Origin of the sequence: Photobacterium aquimaris (assembly GCF_002954455.1) — a bacterium.
In the GTDB taxonomy this organism is placed as follows: Bacteria; Pseudomonadota; Gammaproteobacteria; order Enterobacterales; family Vibrionaceae; genus Photobacterium; species Photobacterium aquimaris.
On the sequence record NZ_MSCC01000003.1, the window covers coordinates 272,604 to 295,801 of the forward strand.

The following is a 23,198-nucleotide window of genomic DNA, read 5'->3' on the forward strand; positions in this document are numbered from 1 at the left end:
AAGGAGATTCACCATGGCATTATGGGGCGGACGGTTTAGTCAGGCAGCTGACATCAGATTCAAACAATTTAATGATTCGCTACGTTTTGACTATCGACTCGCAGAGCAAGATATTGTCGGTTCAATAGCTTGGTCAAAAGCCCTGCGTCAAGTGAATGTACTGACCGAACAAGAGCAACAACAACTTGAGTTAGCGTTAAATGAACTCAAGTTAGCGGTGATGGAAGATCCTGAGCAGATATTGACTTCTGATGCTGAAGATATTCATAGCTGGGTTGAGCAACAGCTGATTGCTAAAGTCGGAGATTTGGGCAAAAAGCTCCATACAGGTCGTTCACGGAATGATCAGGTAGCAACAGATCTTAAACTCTGGTGCCGTCAACAAGGGCAGCAATTATTATTAATGCTCGACAAGCTGCAGCAGCAATTAGTAACCGTTGCTCGTCAGTATCAAGCAACGGTGCTTCCTGGTTATACTCACCTACAACGGGCGCAACCAGTGACATTTGCTCATTGGTGTTTAGCGTATGTTGAAATGTTAGAGCGTGATCACTCGCGTCTAAATGATGCTATGGCAAGGTTAGATACTTGTCCATTAGGCTCTGGCGCATTGGCGGGTACGGCTTATCCGATTGATCGTGAAGTGTTAGCGCATAGTCTTGGTTTTCAGCGCGCAACCCGTAATAGCCTTGATTCTGTGTCTGATCGTGATCATGTGATGGAATTATTATCAACCGCCTCGATTTCAATGCTGCATTTATCGCGAATGGCAGAAGATTTAATTTTCTATAACTCAGGTGAATCCAACTTTATTGAATTGGATGATGCGGTGACGTCTGGCTCATCGTTAATGCCGCAGAAGAAAAATCCAGATGCACTTGAATTGATTCGTGGTAAATGTGGTCGTGTTTATGGTGCCATGACCGCGATGATGATGACGGTGAAAGCGTTGCCGCTGGCGTATAACAAAGACATGCAAGAAGACAAAGAAGGGCTATTTGATGCGCTAGATAGTTGGCATGATTGCATGGAAATGGCTGCACTGTGTTTTGATGGGATCAAGGTTAATCAAGATCGTACCCTAGAAGCGGCGATGCAAGGCTATTCTAATGCGACCGAGTTAGCTGATTACTTAGTTGCTAAAGGGATCCCTTTTCGTGAAGCACACCATATTGTTGGTGTGGCTGTGGTGGCGGCAATTGCTAAAGGTTGCGCGTTAGAGCAGTTATCACTTGATGAAATGAAACAATTTTCAGAGGTTATCGATGTTGATGTTTATCCGATCCTCACCATTGAATCCTGTTTGAATAAACGTTGTGCGCTTGGTGGTGTGGCACCAAATCAAGTAGATTACGCGATTGGGCAGGCAGAAAAGCGGCTTGATAAGCGTTACTCGCCAGATGTCAAAGTGCGTGGCGCAAGGCTAACAGATCTCGATGCCATTGAAGGTATGGTGGTGTATTGGGCCGGACTTGGTGAAAATCTACCGCGTAATCGTAATGAATTAGTGCGTGATATTGGCTCATTTGCAGTGGCTGAAAACCATGGCGTGGTTACTGGGTGTGCGTCATTGTATGTTTATGATTCTGGGTTGGCAGAAATTCGTTCGCTAGGGGTTGAAGCTGGCTGGCAACAGCAAGGGCAGGGCAAAGCGATTGTTGATCATTTGCTTGAGAAAGCCGCTCAAATGGCGATTAAAAAAGTGTTTGTGTTAACCCGTGTGCCAGAGTTTTTTATGAAGCGTGGCTTTACGCCAACATCAAAAGCATTATTGCCTGAAAAAGTAATGAAAGATTGTGATCGTTGCCCGCGTCAGCATGCTTGTGATGAGGTTGCACTAGAAGTATGGCTCGATCAAGCGCAACGTATTGCAACGGTTAATGTTGCCTAATTGGTTGTTATTGTAGATCTTGATTGCCAATAAAAAGCCCTCACTTCAAGCTGAAGTGAGGGCTTTAATTTAGTATTAGTATCGAAAGATTAGCCTAAGAAAACTTCTAATTCTTCGCTACCACCAATGTGCTTACCGCCAATAAATACTTGAGGAACAGTACTGCGACCAGTAATTGCACGTAAAGAAACGGTCGTCGCATCTTTACCTAGAATAATTTCTTCATACTGTAGGCCTTTGTCGATTAGATTCTGTTTTGCTTTAACACAGAAAGGACAACCTGGCTTAGAGAATACAGTGATAGACTCTTGTAGCTTTTGCTCTGGTGCGATGTAGTTCAACATTGTATCTGCATCAGACACTTTGAATGGGTCGCCTGGTTCTTCGTTTTCAATAAACATTTTCTCAACAATGCCGTTTTTCACTAGCATGCTGTAACGCCATGAACGTGCACCAAAGCCAAGGTCATCTTTTTCAACTAACATGCCCATGCCATTAGTAAACTCGCCGTTACCATCAGGGATGAAGGTAATGTTTTCTGCTTCTTGATCTGCTTTCCATGCATTCATTACGAACGTATCGTTAACCGATACACATAGAATGTCATCAACGCCGTTATCTGCGAATACGGATGCTAACTCATTATAACGAGGTAGGTGGCTTGAAGAACATGTTGGTGTAAATGCGCCTGGAAGGCTAAATACAACCACAGTTTTATTAGCAAATAATTCGTTGGTTGTTACGTCTACCCACTGATCATCTTGACGAGTGTGGAAAGTAACTTGAGGAACTGGCTGACCTTCTTTAGATGCGAACATAATGTGATTCCTTAAAAATAAATACTAATTAATTAATGCAATCGGAGCTTCGTAAAAACATGCTCTCTATGTAATGAAGAAATTATACGACTTTACTCTTGATAGTTCTAATCGTTTACTGCTATGGTTTTGATAGTTAATTCCTATTGGAAACCTACAGTTATGAATATTCGAGATCTTGAGTATCTTGTCGCTCTCTCTGAGCATAAACATTTTCGTAAAGCAGCTGAAGCATGTTATGTCAGTCAGCCTACTCTCAGTGGTCAAATTCGTAAATTAGAAGATGAGCTGGGAGTATCGCTGTTGGAACGAACCAGTCGTCGTGTTCTTTTTACCGATGCGGGATTGAGTTTAGTCGCCCAAGCTCAGAAAGTGTTGCTTGAGGTCAAAATATTGACCGAACTTGCTAGTTTACAAGGAGAAAGCATGGCTGGGCCATTACATATTGGTTTTATTCCGACTGTCGGGCCATATTTATTACCACAAATCATTCCGACCCTAAAAGAAGCCTTCCCTGATTTAGAGCTGTTTTTACATGAAGCGCAAACCCATCAGCTGGTTCAGCAGCTTGAAGAAGGTAAATTAGACTGCATGATTTTAGCAGCAGTAAAAGAAAGTGAGCCGTTCATTGAATTGCCCCTGTATGACGAACCTATGATGCTTGCAGTGCCTGAAACGCATCAATGGGCACATGACAAAGAAATTGATATGTCGCGATTACATGGTGAAACTCTATTAATGCTTGAAGATGGCCATTGTTTACGTAATCAAGCATTAGGTTTTTGTTTTGCTGCTGGCGCGCGCGATGATGGCCGTTTTAAAGCAACCAGTCTTGAAACGCTACGTAACATGGTTGCCGCGGGCAGTGGAATAACGCTATTGCCACAACTGGCAACGCCGAAAGAGCATTGTCGAGATGGAGTGTGCTATATCGCTGCTGAGCATCCACAACCGACGCGATTGATTACGTTAGCTTACCGTCCGGGTTCACCGCTGAAGTCGCGTTATGAAAAACTAGCGGCAGTGATTAAGTCTAAAATGCCACAGATCTTTGCTAACCACGTTCAAAAATAGCCATTGATGGGTAAAGCAGGCAGTGACATTTCACTTAAAAAAAGAGCGCTGATTAGCGCTCTTTTTTATTTAGGGGTAACAGTTAGAACAATTCTTCTGCTGTTTCGGCATCAAATTTCTGTTCTGAGTTAACCTGACTTGCAGATTGGGTTGGTTCCGTCCCTTTGATGAAGTACTCATACATTGAACTTGCATCATCACGATCTGAAAGCTTACCTGTAGCACGGTCAATACGTACTTTGACGATATCCGCTGGTATTTGTAATGGCTGCTCTGGTGTGTCTCTCAGCGCGGTATGCATGAAACTAATCCATGCAGGTTGAGCTGCATTACCGCCATATTCACCACCTGTGATTTGGTTTTTACCTAAGTTTTTATTAAAACTGGTACGCCCTAGCGCATGACGATGATCATCAAAACCGACCCAAGTTGTGGCAACAATATTAGGGCCAAAGCCGGTATACCAAGCATCTTTTGAGTCGTTAGTCGTACCTGTTTTACCACCAATATCATGGCGACCTAATACTCGCGCTCTAAAGCCTGTACCGTAAAGATGACCAGGTTCACCCCAAATGTTACTGTTTAACATTTGACGAACAAGGAAAGCATTTTGCTCACTGATCACTTCTGGCGCATAGCGCACAGGTGGTGGTGTGATCACTTGTTCAAGTTGGGCTAAGGTTGGTTTCTCAGTTACAGCTGCTACTGGTTTTTGACCTGCTGGTGCATTTTCAGCCGCGGTGGCTGCTGCTGTTGCCAATGCGACTTGCATTTTCGCCTGTGGATTTTGACTTTGACAGACATTATTACAGACAATTTTGGGATTGGCGGTGTAGATCAACTTACCATCATTATTATCAACTTTATTGATTAAAAATGGTTTTACTGCATAACCACCGTTAGCAAATACAGAGTAACCCTGTGCTAACTCTAATGGTGTTAAGCTGCCCGCACCTAGTGCTAATGGTTCTGCATGAGGAAGATCCGCACGTTTAAAGCCAAAGCGAGTGAGGTAGTTAATGGTGTAATCTAAACCTGCCATTCTTAACACACGAATAGCCATTACGTTGATTGAACGTGCTAAACCAATACGTGCGCGTGTTGGACCACCATAACGGCCATCAGCATTTTTTGGTCGCCATGCGGTGCCTTGCCATTTGTCCCACTTGGTGATTGGCGCGTCATTGATCAAAGTGGCTAGTGTTAGCCCTTTTTGAATCGCGGCAGAGTAAATAAACGGCTTGATCCCTGAACCAACCTGACGGACTGATTGAGTAGCACGGTTAAATTTACTTTGGGTGTAATTAAACCCTCCCACCATTGCCAAGATTGCGCCATTATTTGGCGACATGGCTACAAATGAGGTGTTTGCTCCTGGCACTTGGCTTAATACCCAGTGATCAGTTGTTACTGCGGCAGTATCAGCTGTTGCAGTGATGGTGATTGCTTTATTTTGCACCCAAATTTGTTGACCTGCAGTGACAATTTGTGCCGCAGTTGTTGGTGCAGGACCTTGAGCCTTATCGGTTAAGTATTTACGCGCCCATTTAATCCCATTCCAATTTAGCGTTACCGTCAGACCTTGCTTGGTAACAACGACTACGCTTTGTTGATTAACTTTAGTAACCACTGCTGGAATTAATTCACCATAGGTTGGTTGAGTACTCAGTTTTTCAACAATTTGGTTAGCATTAAGCGGCGTTTGTCCTGGCTTCCATAACACAGCTGTTGGACCACGATAGCCATGACGCTCATCGTAGTTTAGGAGGTTATCCACGGCTGATTGCTGTGCCGCATGCTGTAACTTAGCATTAATGGTGGTGTAAACATCCATGCCTTTAGTGTAAGCATCTTCACCGTAACGATTAACCATCCATGCTCGTGCTCGTTCTGCTACATACGGTGCATAAAGTTGAATTTCGGCACCATGATAATGAGAAACGATAGGCTCTGAACGGGCTTGATCCATTTGCGCCTTAGTGATGTAACCTTCTTTATACATACGATCTAACACTACGTTACGACGTGTTGTCGCGCGATCAATCGAATAAATCGGGTTCATGGTTGACGGTGCTTTTGGTAAGCCCGCAATAACAGCCATTTCACTCAAGGTTAATTGGTCAACACTTTTACCAAAGTATACTTGTGCCGCAGCGCCGACACCATAAGCGCGATAGCCGAGGTAAATTTTATTTAAGTAAAGATCAAGAATTTGATCTTTCGTTAAAATTTGCTCGATATGGATCGCAATAAATGCTTCTCGAATTTTACGTGAGAAGGTTTTTTTATTGGAGAGGAAAAAGTTTCGTGCCAGCTGCTGAGTGATCGTACTAGCACCTTGGCGCGCATGACCTGTGGTTAGCATCACAAACGCTGCACGTGCAATACCAATTGGATCAACGCCATGATGTTCATAAAAACGACTGTCTTCGGTCGCAATAAAACCATCGACCAATAGTGGTGGCATTTGTTTAAGTGTTAATGGTATACGACGTTTCTCACCAAACTGCGAGATCAGTTCGCCATCGGCACTGTACACCCTTAACGGTGTTTGGAGCTCGACATCTTTTAATTTAGCAACATCAGGTAAGTCTGGTTTTAGGTATAAATAAAAACCAAAAATTGTACCCACTCCAAGAATGATGCAAATTATTGCAAGTATTAGTAATCGCTTTATGAACTTCACTTGAGATTTCCCGTTACGCCATCGTTCTGGCGGTCATTATCTATTATCTTTTACCTTCAAGTATAAAGATAACAAAAAATTAATTAATGCCGTTGATGGTGTTTATTCGAAATAGTTTGTTTTTTCGCCACATGGGAGCATAACACGGATGTTTCGGAACCCATTAAGTGTTGGGGTAGATATTGGCAATCACAGTATAAAAGCTGTGGTTCTGCAACAAAAAAAAGAGCAGTTTGAGTTAGCTGCATTTGTTGAAGTTGAGTTGACTAAATCGGTTATAAACGATCAGCATAGCGTGAATAATGCTGAACTGTTGTCAGCAATGCGTCAAATTAAAAAGCAATTACCGTGGCAAGCCAAAGCCGTTACCTTAGCCTTACCCGATAGTGCTGTGATCAGCAAAGTTGTTCAATTAGGTACTAGTCTTAGCGAGGAGGAGGCTGAGTTCGCTATCGTGCAAGCGTTAGGTGCAGCATCGCCGTTTCCCGTTGAAGAGTTGTGGTTTGATTATTTTCCACTAAATAGTGACCGTTTTAGTGATGCCGTTGCGACTACACCATTTCAAGTCTTTGCCTCACGCAGAGAAACCATCGATAACCGAGTTAATACACTGATTAAATTAGGGTTCAAGCCTAAAATCATGGAATTACAAACCCATGCTTTATTATGGTTAGCTGAGCATTTGGCTGAGATGGGTAGTCATTATAATCAATGGGGGGTGGTAGATGTTGGTAAGCGGCATACAGAGTTTTGTATGAAGCCACAAGGTAGCGCGGCTTACCACCGTGAAATTCGTTTTGGTACTAGCATGTTAGATGCTCAAGATGGCATTAGTGCAGTAGCTGGCAACAATACAGAGCAATTTACTAAACAGCTAGCCGAACAATTAAAGCGTCAAATTCAATTGTATAACTCTACTCATCCACGAAGTGGTATTAAGGGGTTGTGGTTGTGTGGTGGTGGGCAAGATGTGGTGTCGGTGTCATTGCTACAACGATTGATTGGTCTTGATGTGGTGTGGGTTAATCCTTTTCAGCATTTTAGTTGTGCCAATAAAGTTGAATTACCGCAGTCAATGTCGAGTCAGTATGCTGTTGCCACCGGGTTGGCATTGCGAGGATTATTATGATCGATAAACTCAATTTATTGCCGTGGCGTGAGCAGCGGCGTAAACAGCATAAACAACGTTTTTTCGGCTTACTTGTTGCAAGTGTTGCACTGGCCTTTATAGGAAATGGTGCGATTGCGGAATACATTGAAAGCCAGCAACTCCAACAACAAAGCCGTAATCATCAACTAAAGCAAGAATTAGCCAGTTTAGAACAGCGACTGGCTTTTTTACCTAAGTTAGATAAGCAGCGTGAAGCGATTGAAATGCGGTTAAAAGTGATTGCTGATATTCAGTTATCGCGAAATCGAGTGACGCAGTTACTTAATCAATTACCTGAAGTGGTGCCTGCTGGTGTGTATCTTGATGGTGTTAATTTAGCTTCACAGCGAGTGAAGGTTGATGGTTTTGGCGATACCAATGGTCACTTAGCAGCATTGCTTGGTAAGGCAGAACAATCACCATGGTTTAACAATATTGAAATGCATTCATTGGTGACGACTAAGAGCAGTGATAAAAAGCAAAAATCGCAATTTAATGCTTCATTTGATTTAACGGCACCGATCATTAATAACCAACCACAAAAGCAGATCTTAGCGACTGCAATCATGGAGAAAATCAATGATTGAATGGCGTGAATTAGAATTAGATGAAATCACCGAGTGGCCATTACTGCCACAGTGTCTTGTTGCTTTTGTGGTGGCGTTACTGCTATCGGCATTTGGTTATTGGTATTGGCTAACGCCGTTAACTGAAGCGTTAGAGCAGCAAAAGCAGCAGGAAATCACCTTACGCAGTCAACTAGTGACCCGCGCAGCTCAAGTTGCCGCATTACCACGGGTTAAAGAACAAGTGGTTGAACTTAATCGTCGCTATCAAGAAGTGGTTGAGCAATTACCAGAAGAGCAGGAGTTGGCAAGCTTACTCGCGAGCATTAATGATATTGGTGTTAAAAATGGTTTGATATTTCAATCGATAAAATGGGCTTCACGCATAGAGCATGATCTCTATTATGAGCTGCCGCTTAACATGCAACTAACAGGGTCGTACCAACAAATAGGCCAGTTTTCTGAGGCCATTGCAAGATTGCCTCGAATTGTTAATTTACGCAATGTGGCATTAGCGCGAGTGGATCACCAAGGCTTAGATGAGTTGCTATCGTTAACGGTATCAGCCACCACTTACCGTTTTAAAACCCCGCAATAATGAGGATGCTATGAGAACATTATTATGGCTGTTACCGTTAGGGTTTGGGTTAATGGGGTGTCAGGCCAATACCGATTCAGTTGAGCAGTTTATAGCCAAAACACATACCCATGCTAAAGCCAAGGTGAAGCCACTAGCTGATCCTTATATTTTTGTTGCGGAATCGTTTGTGATGACCAGTAAACGGGTGCCATTTTTAAGGCCCCAACCAGAAATATTATTAGCCAAACAAGCTGATATTAGTTGCTGGCAGCCAGAAACAGGTCATCAGCCAACGGCATTAGAAACGTTTCCGTTAGAACAATTAAGTATGAAAGGAGCAATTGGCCATCAACGTCAATTATGGGGGTTGGTTTATACCCCAAAAGGTGAATTAGTCAGAATTAAGCCGGGGCAGTTTGTTGGGCTTAATCGCGGCAAAGTAATAAAGGTGAGTGATAAGCTCATTGAAATAGAAGAAACATTACCCGATGGCAAAGGTTGTTGGCTAACACGGCCTGCAAAGCTGGCTTTAGTTCAGCATTAATCAAGGATGAGTTATGAAAGGGAATACATGGGGGCTTAGCCGCCAGATTTTCGTCAGTGTATGGTTAATGTGCTGGGGGCTGTTTACTATCACCAGCGTAACTGCAGCGCCAACGCGTGGAATCACCAATCAGGTTCAAGATATTGAGTTTCGCCGTGATAGTAAAGGGCGAGCTGTATTAAGTATCAAGTTAAAGCAGCCGCAATCATTGGTTGATTTTCGCCGTCAAGGCAAACAGTTGCAATTGGATATTTTTGATACTCAATTGACCAATGAGCAAATTCATACGCTTGATGTGGTTGATTTCGCGACTGTCGTAAATAGCATTGATACCAGTAACACCCCTCGTGGAGCACGATTTGTGTTTAATCTAACGGGCGGCTATGACTACGATTATCGTATTAGAGGTAATACGCTTGAAGTGACGTTAACTAAACGGGTGCAACCTAAAGCAACGTCAACTACCACCAAAGGTAATGTTTCCTACAAGGGCAAACCAATCTCGATTAACTTTCAAGATATACCGGTGCGTAACGTTTTACAGCTTATTGCCGATTATAACGATTTCAACTTAGTGGTAGCTGATACGGTTAGCGGTAATGTTACGCTGCGATTAGACAACGTACCGTGGCCACAAGTGCTGGATATTATTCTGCAAGCTAAAGGATTAGATAAGCGAGTTCGCGGTTCAGTGTTATTGGTTGCACCAAAGGCCGAGTTAGCAGCTAATGAACATCAAGTGATGGAAACGGCACGTAAGCAACAAGAATTGGCTAGTTTGCGTTCTGAATTGATTCAGATTAATTACGCTAAAGCGACGGATATATCTGAGCTATTGAGTGGTTCAAGTGACGGTGTGGGAATGTTATCTGAGCGTGGTTCATTGCATGTTGATGAGCGAACCAACGCATTGATAATTAAAGATACACCTGAAAGTATCTCGAGCATAAAAGATATTGTGTTAGCACTCGACATTCCCGTAAAGCAGGTTCAAATTGAAGCGCGTATTGTCACCATTGATGAAGGTAATATCGATGAACTTGGTGTGCGTTGGGGTGTATCAAGTATTGATGGTGATACCACTATCGGCGGTTCGATTGAAGGCAACCTTGGTAGTTCAGGTTTGTTAGATGACACCACCGTTGATGATTTTCTTAATGTTAACTTAGGTGCAACTCAAGCAGGGGCTGCAAGTATCGCATTTCAAGTGGCAAAGTTAGGTAATGTGCTATTGGATCTCGAATTGTCGGCGTTGCAGTCAGAGCGTAAAGCGGAAATCATTTCCAGTCCGCGCCTGATGACGACCAACAAAAAAACCGCTTATATTGAACAAGGTACTGAGATTCCATATTTAGAAGCGTCATCAAGTGGGGCAGTATCGGTTGATTTTAAGAAGGCGGTACTCAGTTTGATGGTGACGCCACAAATCACACCTGATAATAAATTGGTATTAGACTTAGAAGTGACTCAAGACAGCAAAGGTGAAGAAGTGCCAACAGGGGTCGGTACGGCGGTGGCAATTAAAACTCAGCGTATTGGTACTCAAGTGTTAGTCAATAATGGTGAAACAGTGGTATTAGGCGGTATTTATCAAAATCAAATTAACAATAGCGTTCGTAAGGTGCCTATTCTTGGTGATATTCCCGTACTTGGTGCATTATTTAGGCATAAAATGGAAGAACTTGGAAAACGTGAATTATTAATATTTGTGACACCAAAAATCGTGATGCAATAAATTTTCACTTTCTGAACCACCCTGCGAATAATGGCTCCAATCAATGTTGCAGCAGGGTGTGAAAGCATTAAAATTGTTTTATTTCTTAGGGTTAAAACAAGTTGTAGGTTAGGCGTTAAGCGTGTTGTTGAGCCGTTAACTGGATATTTACGAGCTTAATACGATTGACCTCAGACCTTTGGTGAGCCATTATGGCAACCTCTGTGGGTAAGACAGGCTCAATAAAATATCGATTGATGTCGACTAGCTATTGCAAAATAGTAGTCAGTCCTGAGATAATTTTCTGTCTTATCACGAATTATATGTGAGGAACTTGGCGCCTCGGGCTTATTTTAATAGAGCCTGCGGGTGGTGTCGTTTTATTAACCGCGCGTAAATTGCTAAAATGGCTGAAAAACGAAATATTTTCTTGGTTGGCCCTATGGGTGCCGGCAAAAGCACAATTGGTAGACACCTTGCACAACAGTTGCATATGGAATTCTTTGATTCAGATACTGTAATCGAAGAACGTACTGGCGCTGATATTAGTTGGGTGTTTGATGTTGAAGGTGAAGACGGCTTCCGTGTTCGCGAAGAAACTGTTATTGATGATCTAACCCAAGAACAAGGTATTGTTCTGGCAACGGGTGGCGGCTCTGTTATTAATAAAGAGAACCGTAATCGCCTGTCTGCTCGTGGTATCGTTGTTTATCTAGAGACGACTATTGAAAAGCAATTAGCTCGTACTCAACGTGATAAAAAACGTCCATTACTTCAAACTGACACACCTCGTGAAGTTCTTGAAGAATTAGCAGCAGAGCGTAATCCATTGTATGAAGAGGTTGCTGACTACGTTGTTCGTACTGATGATCAAAGTGCGAAAGTAGTTGCTAACCAAATCATCAAGATGCTGGAAGAGCGTTAATTAATTAAAAAAGAGAAGCTGACCATGGAACGGATCAATGTCAATTTAGATGACAGAAGCTACCCTATTTCAATTGGCGCCGAGTTGTTCGACAACTCGGCGTTGTTTGCATCTGCGATATCTGCAGGTAAACGAGTAGTTGTGGTCAGTAATGACACCATTGCCCCGCTATATGCGGATCAGGTAATGGCTACCATCAGTTCATTACCGTGCCAAGTGGCACTACTTTCTCTGCCTGATGGTGAACAATACAAAACCCTCGATACGTTTAATCATATTATGACATTTTTACTGGAAGGTAATTACGGTCGTGATGTGATTTTAGTTGCTTTAGGTGGCGGCGTAATTGGTGACCTTGTTGGCTTTGCGGCGGCAAGTTACCAACGAGGGGTTGATTTTATTCAAGTGCCGACAACATTGTTAGCACAAGTTGATTCATCGGTTGGTGGAAAAACTGCGGTTAATCACCGTTTGGGTAAAAACATGATTGGTGCTTTTTATCAACCTAAAGCGGTGATTATTGATAATCATTGTTTGCATACATTACCTCAACGTGAGTTAGCTGCAGGGTTGGCTGAAGTTATCAAATACGGCATTATTGCCGATTATGATTTTTTTGTTTGGTTAGAAAATAACATTGAGCGCTTACATACACTGGATAATGATGCGTTATGTTACGCCATTAGCCGTTGTTGTCAGATTAAAGCTGATGTTGTTGCTGCCGATGAAAAAGAATCAGGTGTAAGGGCGTTACTCAATCTTGGCCATACTTTTGGTCACGCTATTGAGGCAGAGATGGGTTATGGTAACTGGCTGCATGGCGAAGCGGTGTCAGCAGGTACAGTTCTCGCAGCACATACTGCCGCAAAGCAGGGATTGATCAGTGATGCCGATGTAATGCGAATTATCACGTTACATCAGCGAGCAAATTTGCCTGTTGTTGCGCCTGAAACTATGGTTTTTGACGATTTTATTAAGCATATGATGCGTGATAAAAAAGTATTGTCAGGTCAGCTACGCTTAGTATTACCAACAGCAATTGGTTGTGCTGAGGTTGTGGCTGATGTACCTTTTGATGTGCTTCAGGATGTTATTGGCCGCTAAGTTGTAGCACATTGATGACCAGCATGACGAAAGCAAAAAATCTGGATCTGGAAAGTCAGATCCAGTTGCTGACTCGAGTTCGATTTATAACTCGGTTTGGCTCTCATCTTCTTCACCTTTCAGGTGCCCAAGGCTCAGGTAAAACTTGGCTTGCACACACTTTCCTTGAACACTATGCCACTGACTGCCATCACGTTTTATTGATGTGCCAGCCTGGGCAAACAGATGCTCAACATCGAACCTTATTACTACAGCAATTTGTTAGTCATGCGATGTTTAACGAACATGATTCGTTATGTCAAAGTGCTGAGCATTTATTAGCTCATCAGCCACACAAATTAATGGTGGTCATTGATGATGCACATTTATTGAGTACCAATTTTATTGCTGAGCTATGGGCATTATCACTGTATGCAAAACAACAGCCCCAGCTACAGCTTAATATTGTATTATTTGCTAATCACAGCGAGCTAAACCAGACTTTAGTTCAGGTTAGTCATGGCTCTGGTATTATTCCGTTAGCGTTAGATATTGATGATTTTAGCCATCAAGAAGCGGTTTTATTTACTGAAATGTTAGTTGCTAGTGATGACTTGACCACGGCCTCTCGACGAACACTAAAGCAGCGTTTGTTGACTGTTATCTCGCGGCCGGGTGCGCTGCATAATCTTCCTCAATCTGAAGGTGTGAATATGACTTCCAAGGCTTCTAAACAACCATTGTTAGCGCTAGTGATAGTATTAGCGGTAATCGCAGTGGCGATTGCAGGATATGGTTTAATGACCATTAGTTCTCACACTGAAACCAGCACTCAAGCGCCAACGACCATACCGGCAGTGACTGCCACGGTAACATTTGATGATGCGCCATTACCGCCACAAGTGCATACTCAAGGTTTAACGGTTGGACGTACAGATGAAAGCGCTCATGAGCGACTTGTTATTTCAGAGCAACAAATTGATGCCATGATTGACGATCAAGGCTTGCAAGGTCATCCTATCGCTAAAGCTACAGAAGCTACAGAAGCTACAGAAGCTACAGAAGCTACAGAAGCTACAGAAGCGTCACCGGTCACCTCGCCGTCGGTTTCTACTCCAACCGCCGCCGCAACTGATATAACAAATACGTCAGTACCATCTGCGGCTGTAACCACACCATCAACTCCAACGTCTACACTTGATTGGTCACTTAAATTAGCCGCAGATCAGCAAAAATTAGCGGCAGTAAAGCCGAGTCATTACGCATTACAACTTGCAGCGACTCAAAGTCTCGCCGCTGCCGCTGAATTTATTAGTACCCATAATATGACCACGGCAATGATCTATCAAACTGAGCGTAATCAGCGATTATGGTTTATCGTGGTGACGGGGAATTATGCGACAGCGGATCAAGCCCGCACGGCAAAAAGTCAATTGTCGACCACATTGCAACAGTTAAAACCGTGGTTAAAACCTTATCGACATATTCAACAAGAAATGAATCGCTTAAAATAAAGCCATTAATCATAGTTATTTATGCTAATTGGTATCAGCATTGGGTGTAAATGAGGTACAATCCGCGACCTTTCGTGGCATTCTTGTAAGTGGTGGTGGGTCAGCTTAATGAAAAAGCATCGTGCATTCCTGAAATGGGCTGGAGGTAAGTACTCTCTGGTCGAGGATATCAAACGACACCTACCGCCTGCGCGTAAATTGGTTGAGCCCTTTGTGGGTGCCGGTTCGGTATTTTTAAATACCGACTATGAGCACTACTTATTGGCCGATATCAATCCAGATCTGATTAATTTATATAATATTATCAAGCAAGAACCTGAGCGATACATTGAAGATGTACGCCGATTATTTACGCCTGAATATAATACAAAAGCTGCGTATTTAAGTATTCGAGAAGAGTTTAATAACAGTACAGATCCTTATCAGCGTTCGATTTATTTTCTTTATTTAAATCGCCATGGTTTTAACGGTTTGTGCCGTTACAATAAAAAGGGCGGTTTTAATGTCCCCTTTGGTTCGTACAAAAAACCGTACTTTCCAGAAGCTGAGATGTATTACTTTTCAGAAAAAGCCAAGCGTGCGACTTTTGTATGTGAAGGCTATAGCCAGACATTTTCACGTGCTCGTAAAGGCAGTGTGATTTATTGTGATCCACCGTATGCACCATTATCGACTACGGCTAACTTTACCTCTTATTCAGGCAATGGCTTTAGTTTAGATGATCAAGCGACCTTGGCTGATGTGGCAGAAAAAGCAGCGACTGAGCGTGATATTGCGGTATTAATCTCTAATCATGATACGCCATTAACTCGGCGTTTATATACTGGTGCCGATTTATCTGTGGTACGGGTTAAACGTACTATTAGTCGCAATGGTGGTGGCCGCAATAAAGTCGATGAATTGTTGGCATTATTTAAAACTCCTGCAGCAACCGACAACCAATAGAGCTAATCTTTATATTGCTGTTGCCTGATGGGCAATGGCAATTAAAATGACCACTAAACCAACAATAACCATCCCTCCAATAATGATAAACGGCCACGGACTTTGCTGGTTGAAGTCTTGACGACGCTGTTGTTGTGATTGCACTCCAAATAATGCTGCTAAAACACTTTTTATAATTTTCCATACTGCGTTAGCACGTGAATGCATGCATCTCCTTCCTTTGTATATCTGCTACAGTCTTTGTTGATTGTAGTTCCTCTATCAGTAGCCGAATTGATAATTATGGTTAACTGCAGCAATAAATAAATCCAGTAAGACAACACTTAGGGGATCGGGTAGACTGGCAGCAGTTTATAGGCTTGGTTGGTCGAGCTTGTTATTTTTATCGCTAATGTAGAGAGGCTAAACATGAACGACTTTTTGATCGCTCCATCTATTTTGTCTGCTGATTTTGCCCGTTTAGGTGAAGATGTCGCAAATGTCTTGGCAGCAGGTGCTGATGTTATCCATTTTGATGTTATGGATAATCACTTTGTGCCAAACCTGTCGTTTGGTGCGCCGATCTGTAAAGCATTACGCGACTACGGTATTACTGCACCGATTGATGTGCATTTAATGGTAAAACCTGTCGATCGTATTATTCCTGATTTTGCTAAAGCGGGCGCCAGCATGATCACGTTTCATGTTGAAGCAACAGACCATATTGATCGCACTCTGCAATTAATTAAAGAACATGGCTGTAAAGCAGGAGTAGTATTTAATCCAGCAACACCATTACATCACCTTGATTATATTATGGATAAAGTTGATATGATTTTGATCATGTCAGTTAACCCTGGCTTTGGTGGTCAATCATTTATTCCAAGCACGCTTGATAAACTACGCCAAGTACGTCAGCGTATTGATGCTTCAGGCCGTGATATTCGCTTAGAAGTTGATGGCGGTGTTAATGTTGATAATATTGCTGAAATTGCCGCAGCTGGTGCTGATATGTTTGTTGCCGGCTCTGCTATTTTTAATGAGCCTGATTATAAAGTCGCGATTGATAAGATGCGTGTACAGTTAGCTGAGGCTAAGCGTTAATGATTGCTAGCAATGTGATTGAGAATATAAAATTTATCGCGTTTGATTTAGACGGTACATTACTTGATAGCGTTCCTGATTTAGCTGATGCAGCTGATAAAACCATGCGTCATCTCGGTTTTGACGGTGTCAGTGTTGAACAAGTAACGACTTGGATCGGTAACGGGGCTGATATTTTAATTGGTCGTGCGTTAAGTCGTAGTTTTGATATCGACCCTGAGTTAGATCCTGCATTGCATCGTCAAGCACGTGAGCTGTTTGATCATTATTATGCGGCTGGTGGTCATCAAAAAAGTGCGCTTTACGCCGATGTAAAAACAACGCTTGCTCATTTATACCAAGCTGGTGTACCAATGGCGATTGTGACCAATAAACCCTCACAATTTGTACCGCATTTGCTTGAAGAACATGGTATCAATACGTATTTCGTTGATGTGATTGGCGGCGATACTTTCCCATTGAAAAAGCCAGATCCTTTTGCGCTACATTGGTTAATGGAGAAGCACCAGCTAGCAGCTTCTGAAATGCTAATGGTGGGTGATTCGCGTAACGATATTCTCGCGGCACAAGCTGCAAGTTGTCATTCATTGGGGCTGACTTATGGCTATAACTATGGCCAGCCAATCAGTGACAGTGAGCCTGATGTTGTCTGCGATCACTTCAAGCAATTACTTGATGTGGTTAAACTAGGCTGCTAGTACATTACGGTGTACACTAAAAAATCAACAAACGAGGTGCTGATAACCATCTTATTAGTGCCTTCGTCAATACAATTAAAGATATTAACAGGACAACCTGATCATGAGTAAACCCATTGTATTAAGTGGCGTACAGCCTTCTGGTGAATTGAGTATCGGCAACTACCTTGGTGCGCTGCGTCAGTGGGAACAGATGCAGGATGATTATGATTGCCAGTATTGTGTGGTTGATTTACATGCCATCACTGTTCGTCAAGATCCTAAAGCACTTCATGAAGCAACCTTAGATGCACTAGCGATTTGTTTAGCTGTAGGTGTTGATCCAAACAAAAGCACCTTGTTTGTACAATCTCATGTACCAGAACATGCGCAACTTGGCTGGTTATTAAATTGCTATACCCAAATGGGTGAGTTAAGCCGTATGACACAATTTAAAGACAAATCAGCGCGTCATGCTAATGATGTCAATGCGGGCTTATTTGGCTACCCAGTACTGATGGCGGCAGATATTCTACTGTATGGTGCACACCAAGTGCCTGTTGGTAGCGATCAAAAGCAACATTTAGAATTAGCGCGTGATATCGCAACCCGTTTTAATAATCTTTACAGCACGCCTGAAAGCCCAATTTTCCAAGTACCAGAACCGTATATTCCAACGGTAGGTGCGCGCGTAATGAGCTTACAAGATGCGACCAAGAAAATGTCTAAGTCAGATGATAATCGCAAGAACGTGATTACACTATTAGAAGATCCTAAGTCGATTCTAAAGAAAATTAATAAAGCCCAAACCGACGCGGAAATGCCACCACGTATCGCTCACGATATTGAACAAAAAGCGGGTATTTCAAATCTGATGGGTTTGTATTCTGGCGCAACAGGCAAAACATTTGCTGAAATTGAAGCCCAGTATGCTGGCGTTGAAATGTACGGCCCATTTAAGAAAGATGTTGGTGAAGCGTTAGTAGCAATGCTAGAGCCAGTACAAGCTGAATATCACCGCATTCGTGGCGATCGTGCTTACCTTGATAGCGTGATGAAAGCCGGTGCTGATAAAGCATCAGCGCGTGCTGCTGAAGTGTTGAAACAAGCTTACCATGCTGTAGGTTTTGTTGCGCGCCCATAAGTGTTAGCCATTATCATTATAAAAAAAGCAGGGCTTAGGCTCTGCTTTTTTATCGCCAGTTAATCACTGTTGCTGACAGTGACCAATAAGAGCTTAGTTGTAGTATGTTGTTAATTATTGATAACTACGATTCATTTACTTACAACCTTTATCAATATTTCTGTGAATTAGGCGCAGATGTCGTTGTTATTCGTAATGATGAGATTGATATTGCGGCAATTGAAGCGTTAGCACCGACCCATTTAGTGATCTCTCCAGGTCCCTGTACGCCTAATGAGGCGGGTATCTCTTTGCAAGCGATTGAGTATTTTGCCGGCAAATTACCAATTCTTGGTGTTTGTCTTGGTCATCAATCATTAGCGCAAGTATTTGGTGGTGATGTGGTGCGGGCTCGACAAGTCATGCACGGTAAAACCTCTGCGATCACCCATACTGATTGTGGCGTATTTAAAGGGCTAAATAATCCGTTAACCGTTACTCGCTATCATTCATTAGTAGTGAAAGCGGCGACATTGCCTGAGTGTTTTGAGATCACTGCTTGGACAGAGTTAAACGGTGAAATCGATGAAATTATGGGGATCCGTCATAAAACCTTAGCCCTTGAAGGGGTGCAATTCCATCCTGAAAGTATTTTGACTGAGCAAGGTCATGCACTATTAGCTAACTTTCTGCAGCGTTAATTCCACCATTACTGCTATTTTTACGTACTTATTACGCTGGTGATAAGTACGTTACTGTTGTTATCCTCGTTGTTGATGTTTCAATATCTTATAAATACTACTGATTTGCTGTTGTTAATAATATGCCACAAATAATGCATAACTATTGGTGGTGTATTGATTAGTTAACACCTTGGTTTGAATAAAAACTACTGTCTTTATTGGCAAAGGGTTAATAAAATGTAAATACTAATAATAAGGTATAAAGCACAGAAGGATAGTGTGATGGCAACTGAAAATAAATTACAACGGTCGTTGTTTGATGAGGTGATGGTACCTTGTTATTCGCCAATGGATATTATACCTGTTCGTGGACAAGGCTCACGGCTGTGGGATCAACAGCAACGTGAGTATATTGATTTTGCAGGTGGTATTGCAGTCAGTTGTTTAGGTCATTGCCATCCTAAAATGGTGGCAGCATTAACAGAACAAGCACAGCAGTTGTGGCATTTAAGTAATGTCATGACTAATGAGCCAGCATTGCGATTAGCGGATAAGCTGACTCAATTAACCTTTGCCGATAAAGTCTTCTTGGCTAACTCTGGCGCAGAAGCTAATGAAGCAGCTTTGAAATTAGCCCGTCGCTATGCGGTTGATAATTTTAGTGCTGAGAAAGATCAAATTATTGCCTTCAATCATGGCTTTCATGGCCGCACCTTTTTTACGGTTACTGTTGGTGGCCAAAGTAGTTATTCCGATGGCTTTGGTCCTAAGCCACAAGCCGTAACCCATATCCCTTACAATGATGTCGCGGCAATCGAGGCATTAATTGGTGATAAAACCTGTGCAGTAATGATGGAGCCGCTGCAAGGTGAGGGAGGGGTAATTAGCCCAAGCCTTGAGTTTGTGCAGCGAGTACGCCAACTGTGTGATAAACATCAGGCATTATTAATTTTTGATGAAGTTCAAACCGGTAACGGTCGTACGGGAGATTTGTTTGCTTATCAAGGCCTAGGGGTGACACCTGACATTTTGACCACCGCGAAGTCATTAGGTGGCGGCTTTCCGGTCGCGGCAATGTTAACTACCGCCTCTCTCGCCAGCCATCTAAAAGTCGGTACACATGGGTCGACCTATGGCGGTAATCCGCTCGCGTGTGCTGTTGCAGAAGCCGTGGTCGATGAAATCAGTCAACCTGCAGTCTTAGCTGGTGTTAAGCAACGTGAAGTATGGTTCCGTGAAGCGCTACTGCAAATTAATAGCCGTTATCCTATTTTTAGCGAGATTCGAGGTAAAGGGTTATTACTAGGGGCGGTATTAACGCCAGAGTGGCAAGGACGGGCGCGAGATATTTTAGTTGCTGCAGGTAATGAGGGACTAATGGTGCTTGTCGCTGGCACTGATGTGGTGCGCTTTACGCCATCGTTAGTGATTGAGAAAAATGATATTGATGAAGGGATGCAACGCTTAGAAGCGGCGATTGCAACGTTATATAACTACCATTGTTAACTATGATTAAATTGTAATTTCTGGGGTGAATTAGCACCAATAGCCCCATTCTAATGCTGATTTTAAGCGAGGCAATGGCTGCCGTTATTGCCTATATTTAGGAGGGAATGCGATGCTCATTATTCGTCCTATTACTCGCGCTGATTATCCTGCACTGATGCAATGTGCAGAAGCCTCTGGCCATGGTTTTACATCATTACCCATTAATGAAGATTTACTTCGTGGCCGTATTCAACACTCTCAAGCCAGCTTTAATGCTCGTGTTACCTCGCCAGGACAAGAAAGCTATCTGTTAGTCGCTGTTGATAGCGACACTGATCAAGTGGTTGGTACAACCGCGATTGAAGCGACGGTTGGGCTCGATGTGCCTTTTTATAATTACCATTTAAGTACCGTGACTCATGCCTCGCGTCAGTTAGGGGTGCACAACATTGTTAAGGTGCTGACATTAGGTAACCAATATACAGGTGAGACTGAGCTATGTAGCTTGTTTCTATTACCTGAATGGCGTCAAGGTCTTAACGGACGATTACTGTCTAAATCGCGGTTTTTATTGATGGCTGATCATCGACACCGATTTGCTGAGGTTGCTTTTGCTGAAATGCGTGGTGTGTCTGATGAGCAGGGGGATTCTCCGTTTTGGCAATGGCTGAAAGAGCATTTCTTTTCGATTGATTTTACTTATGCTGATTATCTGACAGGCATTGGCCGCAAAGGCTTTATTGCTGATCTAATGCCGAAATTACCGATTTACGTCAACTTACTCAGTAAAGAAGCACAAGCAGTGATTGGTCAAGTGCATGTGAATACACGTCCAGCATTACAACTACTTCAACAAGAAGGGTTTTGTTGTCGTGGCTATGTCGACATCTTTGATGCCGGCCCTAGTGTCGAATGTGACGTGCGTAATATTGAAACCGTACGTCATTCGCAGCGGTGTCGAGTTGAAATCGGTCAACACACCAGTGAACGATGTTATTTAGTTTCTAATTGTCAATTAGCTGGATTTCGTGCGGTTGCTGCACTGTTAGCGGTCAATGTGCAAGGGCAAGTGGTGATGACCGCAGACGTTGCCGCAGCGCTTAATGTTGATGTTGGTGATGAAGTGCGATTAGTGGCGCAATCATAACAGGAGAGTCACATGAGCTTATGGATTAATAATCAGTGGTTAGACGGTGCTGGTGAGCAATTTCAATCCCTCAATCCCTATGATGGCAGTGTGGTTTGGCAAGGTCAGGCAGCAACGACTGCACAAGTTGAAGCGGCGGTTATTGCAGCAGAGGCTGCGTTTGTAGCTTGGCGCAATACTACCCTTAATCATCGAGTCCAGATCATCGAGCGTTTTGCGCAATTAGTGCAACAGCATCAATTACAGCTGGCAGGTGTTATTGCTGCAGAAACGGGTAAGCCGTTATGGGAGAGCACCACTGAAGTGGCAGCGATGATTGCCAAGGTGGCGTTGTCGCTTCAGGCTTATCATGAACGTACTGGTACTCGACAACGCCAGCAAGTGGAAACAACTATGGTGGTAAGACACCGTCCTTTAGGGGTTATGGCGGTATTTGGACCGTATAATTTCCCTGCCCATTTACCTAATGGGCATATTGTTCCTGCATTATTGGCTGGAAATACAGTGGTGTTTAAACCTTCCGAGTTGACACCTAACACCGCGCAATTGATATGTGAATTATGGCAGCAAGCAGGAATAAGTGCCGGTGTGATTAATTTAGTTCAGGGAGGGCGCTCGACAGGAGCGGCTTTAGCTGCTGCGGACGTGGATGGTGTTCTGTTTACTGGCAGTGCCAATACTGGGCATCTCTTGCATCAACAATTTGCTGGTCAGCCACAAAAAATGTTGGCATTAGAAATGGGAGGTAATAACCCATTAGTTGTTGGTCAACAATATGGCGAGCTTGATGCGGCGGTGTATACCATTATTCAGTCTGCTTTTTTAAGTGCCGGACAGCGTTGTACCTGTGCGAGGCGATTATATATCGCGACAGGAAAAGCTGGTGATGCGTTATTAGCGCGCTTGGTAATCGTGAGCTCGCACTTGAGAGTGGGAGATCCATTTGCCACGCCTGCAGTTTTTATGGGGCCATTGATATCCAATAGTGCTGCCGATCAGCTGCTGGACAATCAGCAGCAATTAATCGCGGCTGGTGGCATGGCCTTGTTAGCAGCGACACGTGGTCAAGGTGCGATAGTTACCCCTGCGATTATTGAAGTCAGTGCCGTTAGTGAGCTTGCTGATGAAGAGTACTTTGGGCCGTTATTACAAGTCAGTCGTTATGATGACTTTCGTCAAGCCGTGGTTAGCGCCAATCAAACCCGCTACGGATTAGCAGCAGGATTAATTTCAACGGATGAGCAGCAATGGCAGTATTTTATTGAGCATATTAGAGCGGGAATTGTGAATCGAAATCGACCATTAACTGGTGCTAGTGGTGACGCACCATTTGGTGGCCCAGGATCATCTGGAAACCTGCGTCCAAGTGCTTATTATGCGGCTGACTATTGTGCTTATCCAATGGCATCTGTTGAGGGAGTCGCGGTGCAATTACCATCTCAATTAGCGCCTGGTGTGAGCTTGAACTAAGATATATACACTGATGATGATTTAAATAAGCGGGTAG

General features: G+C 43.1%; 21 protein-coding genes. 18 read left to right on the forward strand and 3 right to left on the reverse strand.

The window, feature by feature from the left end; all coding sequences use genetic code 11:
* The first annotated feature begins 13 nt into the window (after positions 1–13).
* Positions 14–1,891 (forward strand): argininosuccinate lyase, encoded by a 1,878-nt coding sequence (argH, locus tag BTN98_RS17430; protein ID WP_060997814.1) that lies wholly within the window; start codon positions 14–16, stop codon positions 1,889–1,891.
* Positions 1,892–1,980: 89 nt separating this feature from the next.
* On the opposite strand, the gene BTN98_RS17435 is transcribed toward argH, so the two are convergent.
* Positions 1,981–2,709, reverse strand: coding sequence for a glutathione peroxidase (locus tag BTN98_RS17435; RefSeq protein WP_060997815.1), 729 nt, complete (start codon positions 2,707–2,709; stop codon positions 1,981–1,983).
* 162 nt (positions 2,710–2,871) lie between these two features.
* Here BTN98_RS17435 and oxyR point away from each other — a divergent pair, with 162 nt between their 5' ends.
* Positions 2,872–3,783, forward strand: a complete 912-nt coding sequence (gene oxyR, locus BTN98_RS17440) for a DNA-binding transcriptional regulator OxyR (protein ID WP_060997816.1) — start codon at positions 2,872–2,874, stop codon at positions 3,781–3,783.
* 82 nt (positions 3,784–3,865) lie between these two features.
* On the opposite strand, the gene BTN98_RS17445 is transcribed toward oxyR, so the two are convergent.
* Positions 3,866–6,469 carry a penicillin-binding protein 1A gene (locus BTN98_RS17445; protein WP_060997817.1) on the reverse strand — a complete coding sequence of 868 codons (2,604 nt, stop codon included), beginning with the start codon at positions 6,467–6,469 and terminating at the stop codon, positions 3,866–3,868.
* 148 nt (positions 6,470–6,617) lie between these two features.
* On the opposite strand from BTN98_RS17445, the gene pilM reads away from it, so the two are divergent.
* From pilM to dam, 9 genes are all read left to right on the forward strand, one after another.
* Positions 6,618–7,598: a type IV pilus biogenesis protein PilM gene (gene pilM, locus BTN98_RS17450; protein WP_060997818.1), complete on the forward strand. Its 981-nt coding sequence runs from the start codon at positions 6,618–6,620 to the stop codon at positions 7,596–7,598.
* Positions 7,595–8,206, forward strand: a complete 612-nt coding sequence (locus tag BTN98_RS17455; RefSeq protein WP_060997819.1) for a PilN domain-containing protein — start codon at positions 7,595–7,597, stop codon at positions 8,204–8,206. Before pilM ends, BTN98_RS17455 begins: the two co-directional genes overlap by 4 nt.
* On the forward strand, positions 8,199–8,783 hold the full coding sequence (locus tag BTN98_RS17460; RefSeq protein ID WP_060997820.1) for a type IV pilus inner membrane component PilO: 585 nt from the start codon (positions 8,199–8,201) through the stop codon (positions 8,781–8,783). The genes BTN98_RS17455 and BTN98_RS17460 overlap by 8 nt, the downstream gene beginning before the upstream one ends.
* 10 nt (positions 8,784–8,793) lie before the next feature.
* A complete protein-coding gene (locus BTN98_RS17465) occupies positions 8,794–9,309 on the forward strand; it encodes a pilus assembly protein PilP (RefSeq protein ID WP_060997821.1) in 516 nt (171 codons plus the stop codon).
* 13 nt (positions 9,310–9,322) lie between these two features.
* Entirely contained in the window at positions 9,323–11,044 is a 1,722-nt protein-coding gene (locus BTN98_RS17470) for a type IV pilus secretin PilQ (protein ID WP_082970527.1), read from the forward strand.
* Positions 11,045–11,429: 385 nt separating this feature from the next.
* Entirely contained in the window at positions 11,430–11,948 is a 519-nt protein-coding gene (gene aroK / locus BTN98_RS17475; protein WP_036789489.1) for a shikimate kinase AroK, read from the forward strand.
* Positions 11,949–11,972: 24 nt separating this feature from the next.
* Positions 11,973–13,052: a 3-dehydroquinate synthase gene (aroB, locus tag BTN98_RS17480; protein WP_060997822.1), complete on the forward strand. Its 1,080-nt coding sequence runs from the start codon at positions 11,973–11,975 to the stop codon at positions 13,050–13,052.
* A gap of 23 nt (positions 13,053–13,075) precedes the next feature.
* On the forward strand, positions 13,076–14,545 hold the full coding sequence (locus tag BTN98_RS17485) for an SPOR domain-containing protein (protein ID WP_162271153.1): 1,470 nt from the start codon (positions 13,076–13,078) through the stop codon (positions 14,543–14,545).
* A 108-nt stretch (positions 14,546–14,653) separates the two neighbouring features.
* On the forward strand, positions 14,654–15,490 hold the full coding sequence (dam, locus tag BTN98_RS17490; RefSeq protein WP_060997824.1) for an adenine-specific DNA-methyltransferase: 837 nt from the start codon (positions 14,654–14,656) through the stop codon (positions 15,488–15,490).
* Positions 15,491–15,499: 9 nt separating this feature from the next.
* Here the strand turns inward: dam and BTN98_RS17495 are convergent, their stop codons facing one another.
* Positions 15,500–15,697 carry a DUF2970 domain-containing protein gene (locus BTN98_RS17495; protein ID WP_060997825.1) on the reverse strand — a complete coding sequence of 66 codons (198 nt, stop codon included), beginning with the start codon at positions 15,695–15,697 and terminating at the stop codon, positions 15,500–15,502.
* A gap of 201 nt (positions 15,698–15,898) precedes the next feature.
* Between BTN98_RS17495 and rpe the strand changes: the two genes are divergently transcribed.
* From rpe to astD, 7 genes are all read left to right on the forward strand, one after another.
* Positions 15,899–16,573 (forward strand): ribulose-phosphate 3-epimerase, encoded by a 675-nt coding sequence (rpe, locus tag BTN98_RS17500; RefSeq protein ID WP_060997826.1) that lies wholly within the window; start codon positions 15,899–15,901, stop codon positions 16,571–16,573.
* The gene (locus BTN98_RS17505) at positions 16,573–17,271 is read left to right on the forward strand and encodes a phosphoglycolate phosphatase (RefSeq protein ID WP_060997827.1); all 699 of its coding nucleotides are present in this window, start codon (positions 16,573–16,575) and stop codon (positions 17,269–17,271) included. Before rpe ends, BTN98_RS17505 begins: the two co-directional genes overlap by 1 nt.
* Positions 17,272–17,374: 103 nt before the next feature.
* On the forward strand, positions 17,375–18,394 hold the full coding sequence (gene trpS, locus BTN98_RS17510; RefSeq protein ID WP_060997828.1) for a tryptophan--tRNA ligase: 1,020 nt from the start codon (positions 17,375–17,377) through the stop codon (positions 18,392–18,394).
* A 104-nt stretch (positions 18,395–18,498) separates the two neighbouring features.
* Entirely contained in the window at positions 18,499–19,074 is a 576-nt protein-coding gene (locus tag BTN98_RS17515) for an aminodeoxychorismate/anthranilate synthase component II (RefSeq protein ID WP_060997829.1), read from the forward strand.
* A gap of 264 nt (positions 19,075–19,338) precedes the next feature.
* On the forward strand, positions 19,339–20,562 hold the full coding sequence (locus BTN98_RS17520; protein ID WP_060997830.1) for an aspartate aminotransferase family protein: 1,224 nt from the start codon (positions 19,339–19,341) through the stop codon (positions 20,560–20,562).
* Between the two features lie 112 nt (positions 20,563–20,674).
* Complete coding sequence (gene astA / locus BTN98_RS17525) at positions 20,675–21,691, forward strand: arginine N-succinyltransferase (protein WP_060997831.1); 1,017 nt, start codon at positions 20,675–20,677, stop codon at positions 21,689–21,691.
* 12 nt (positions 21,692–21,703) lie between these two features.
* Entirely contained in the window at positions 21,704–23,161 is a 1,458-nt protein-coding gene (gene astD, locus BTN98_RS17530; protein WP_060997832.1) for a succinylglutamate-semialdehyde dehydrogenase, read from the forward strand.
* Positions 23,162–23,198 lie beyond the last annotated feature (37 nt).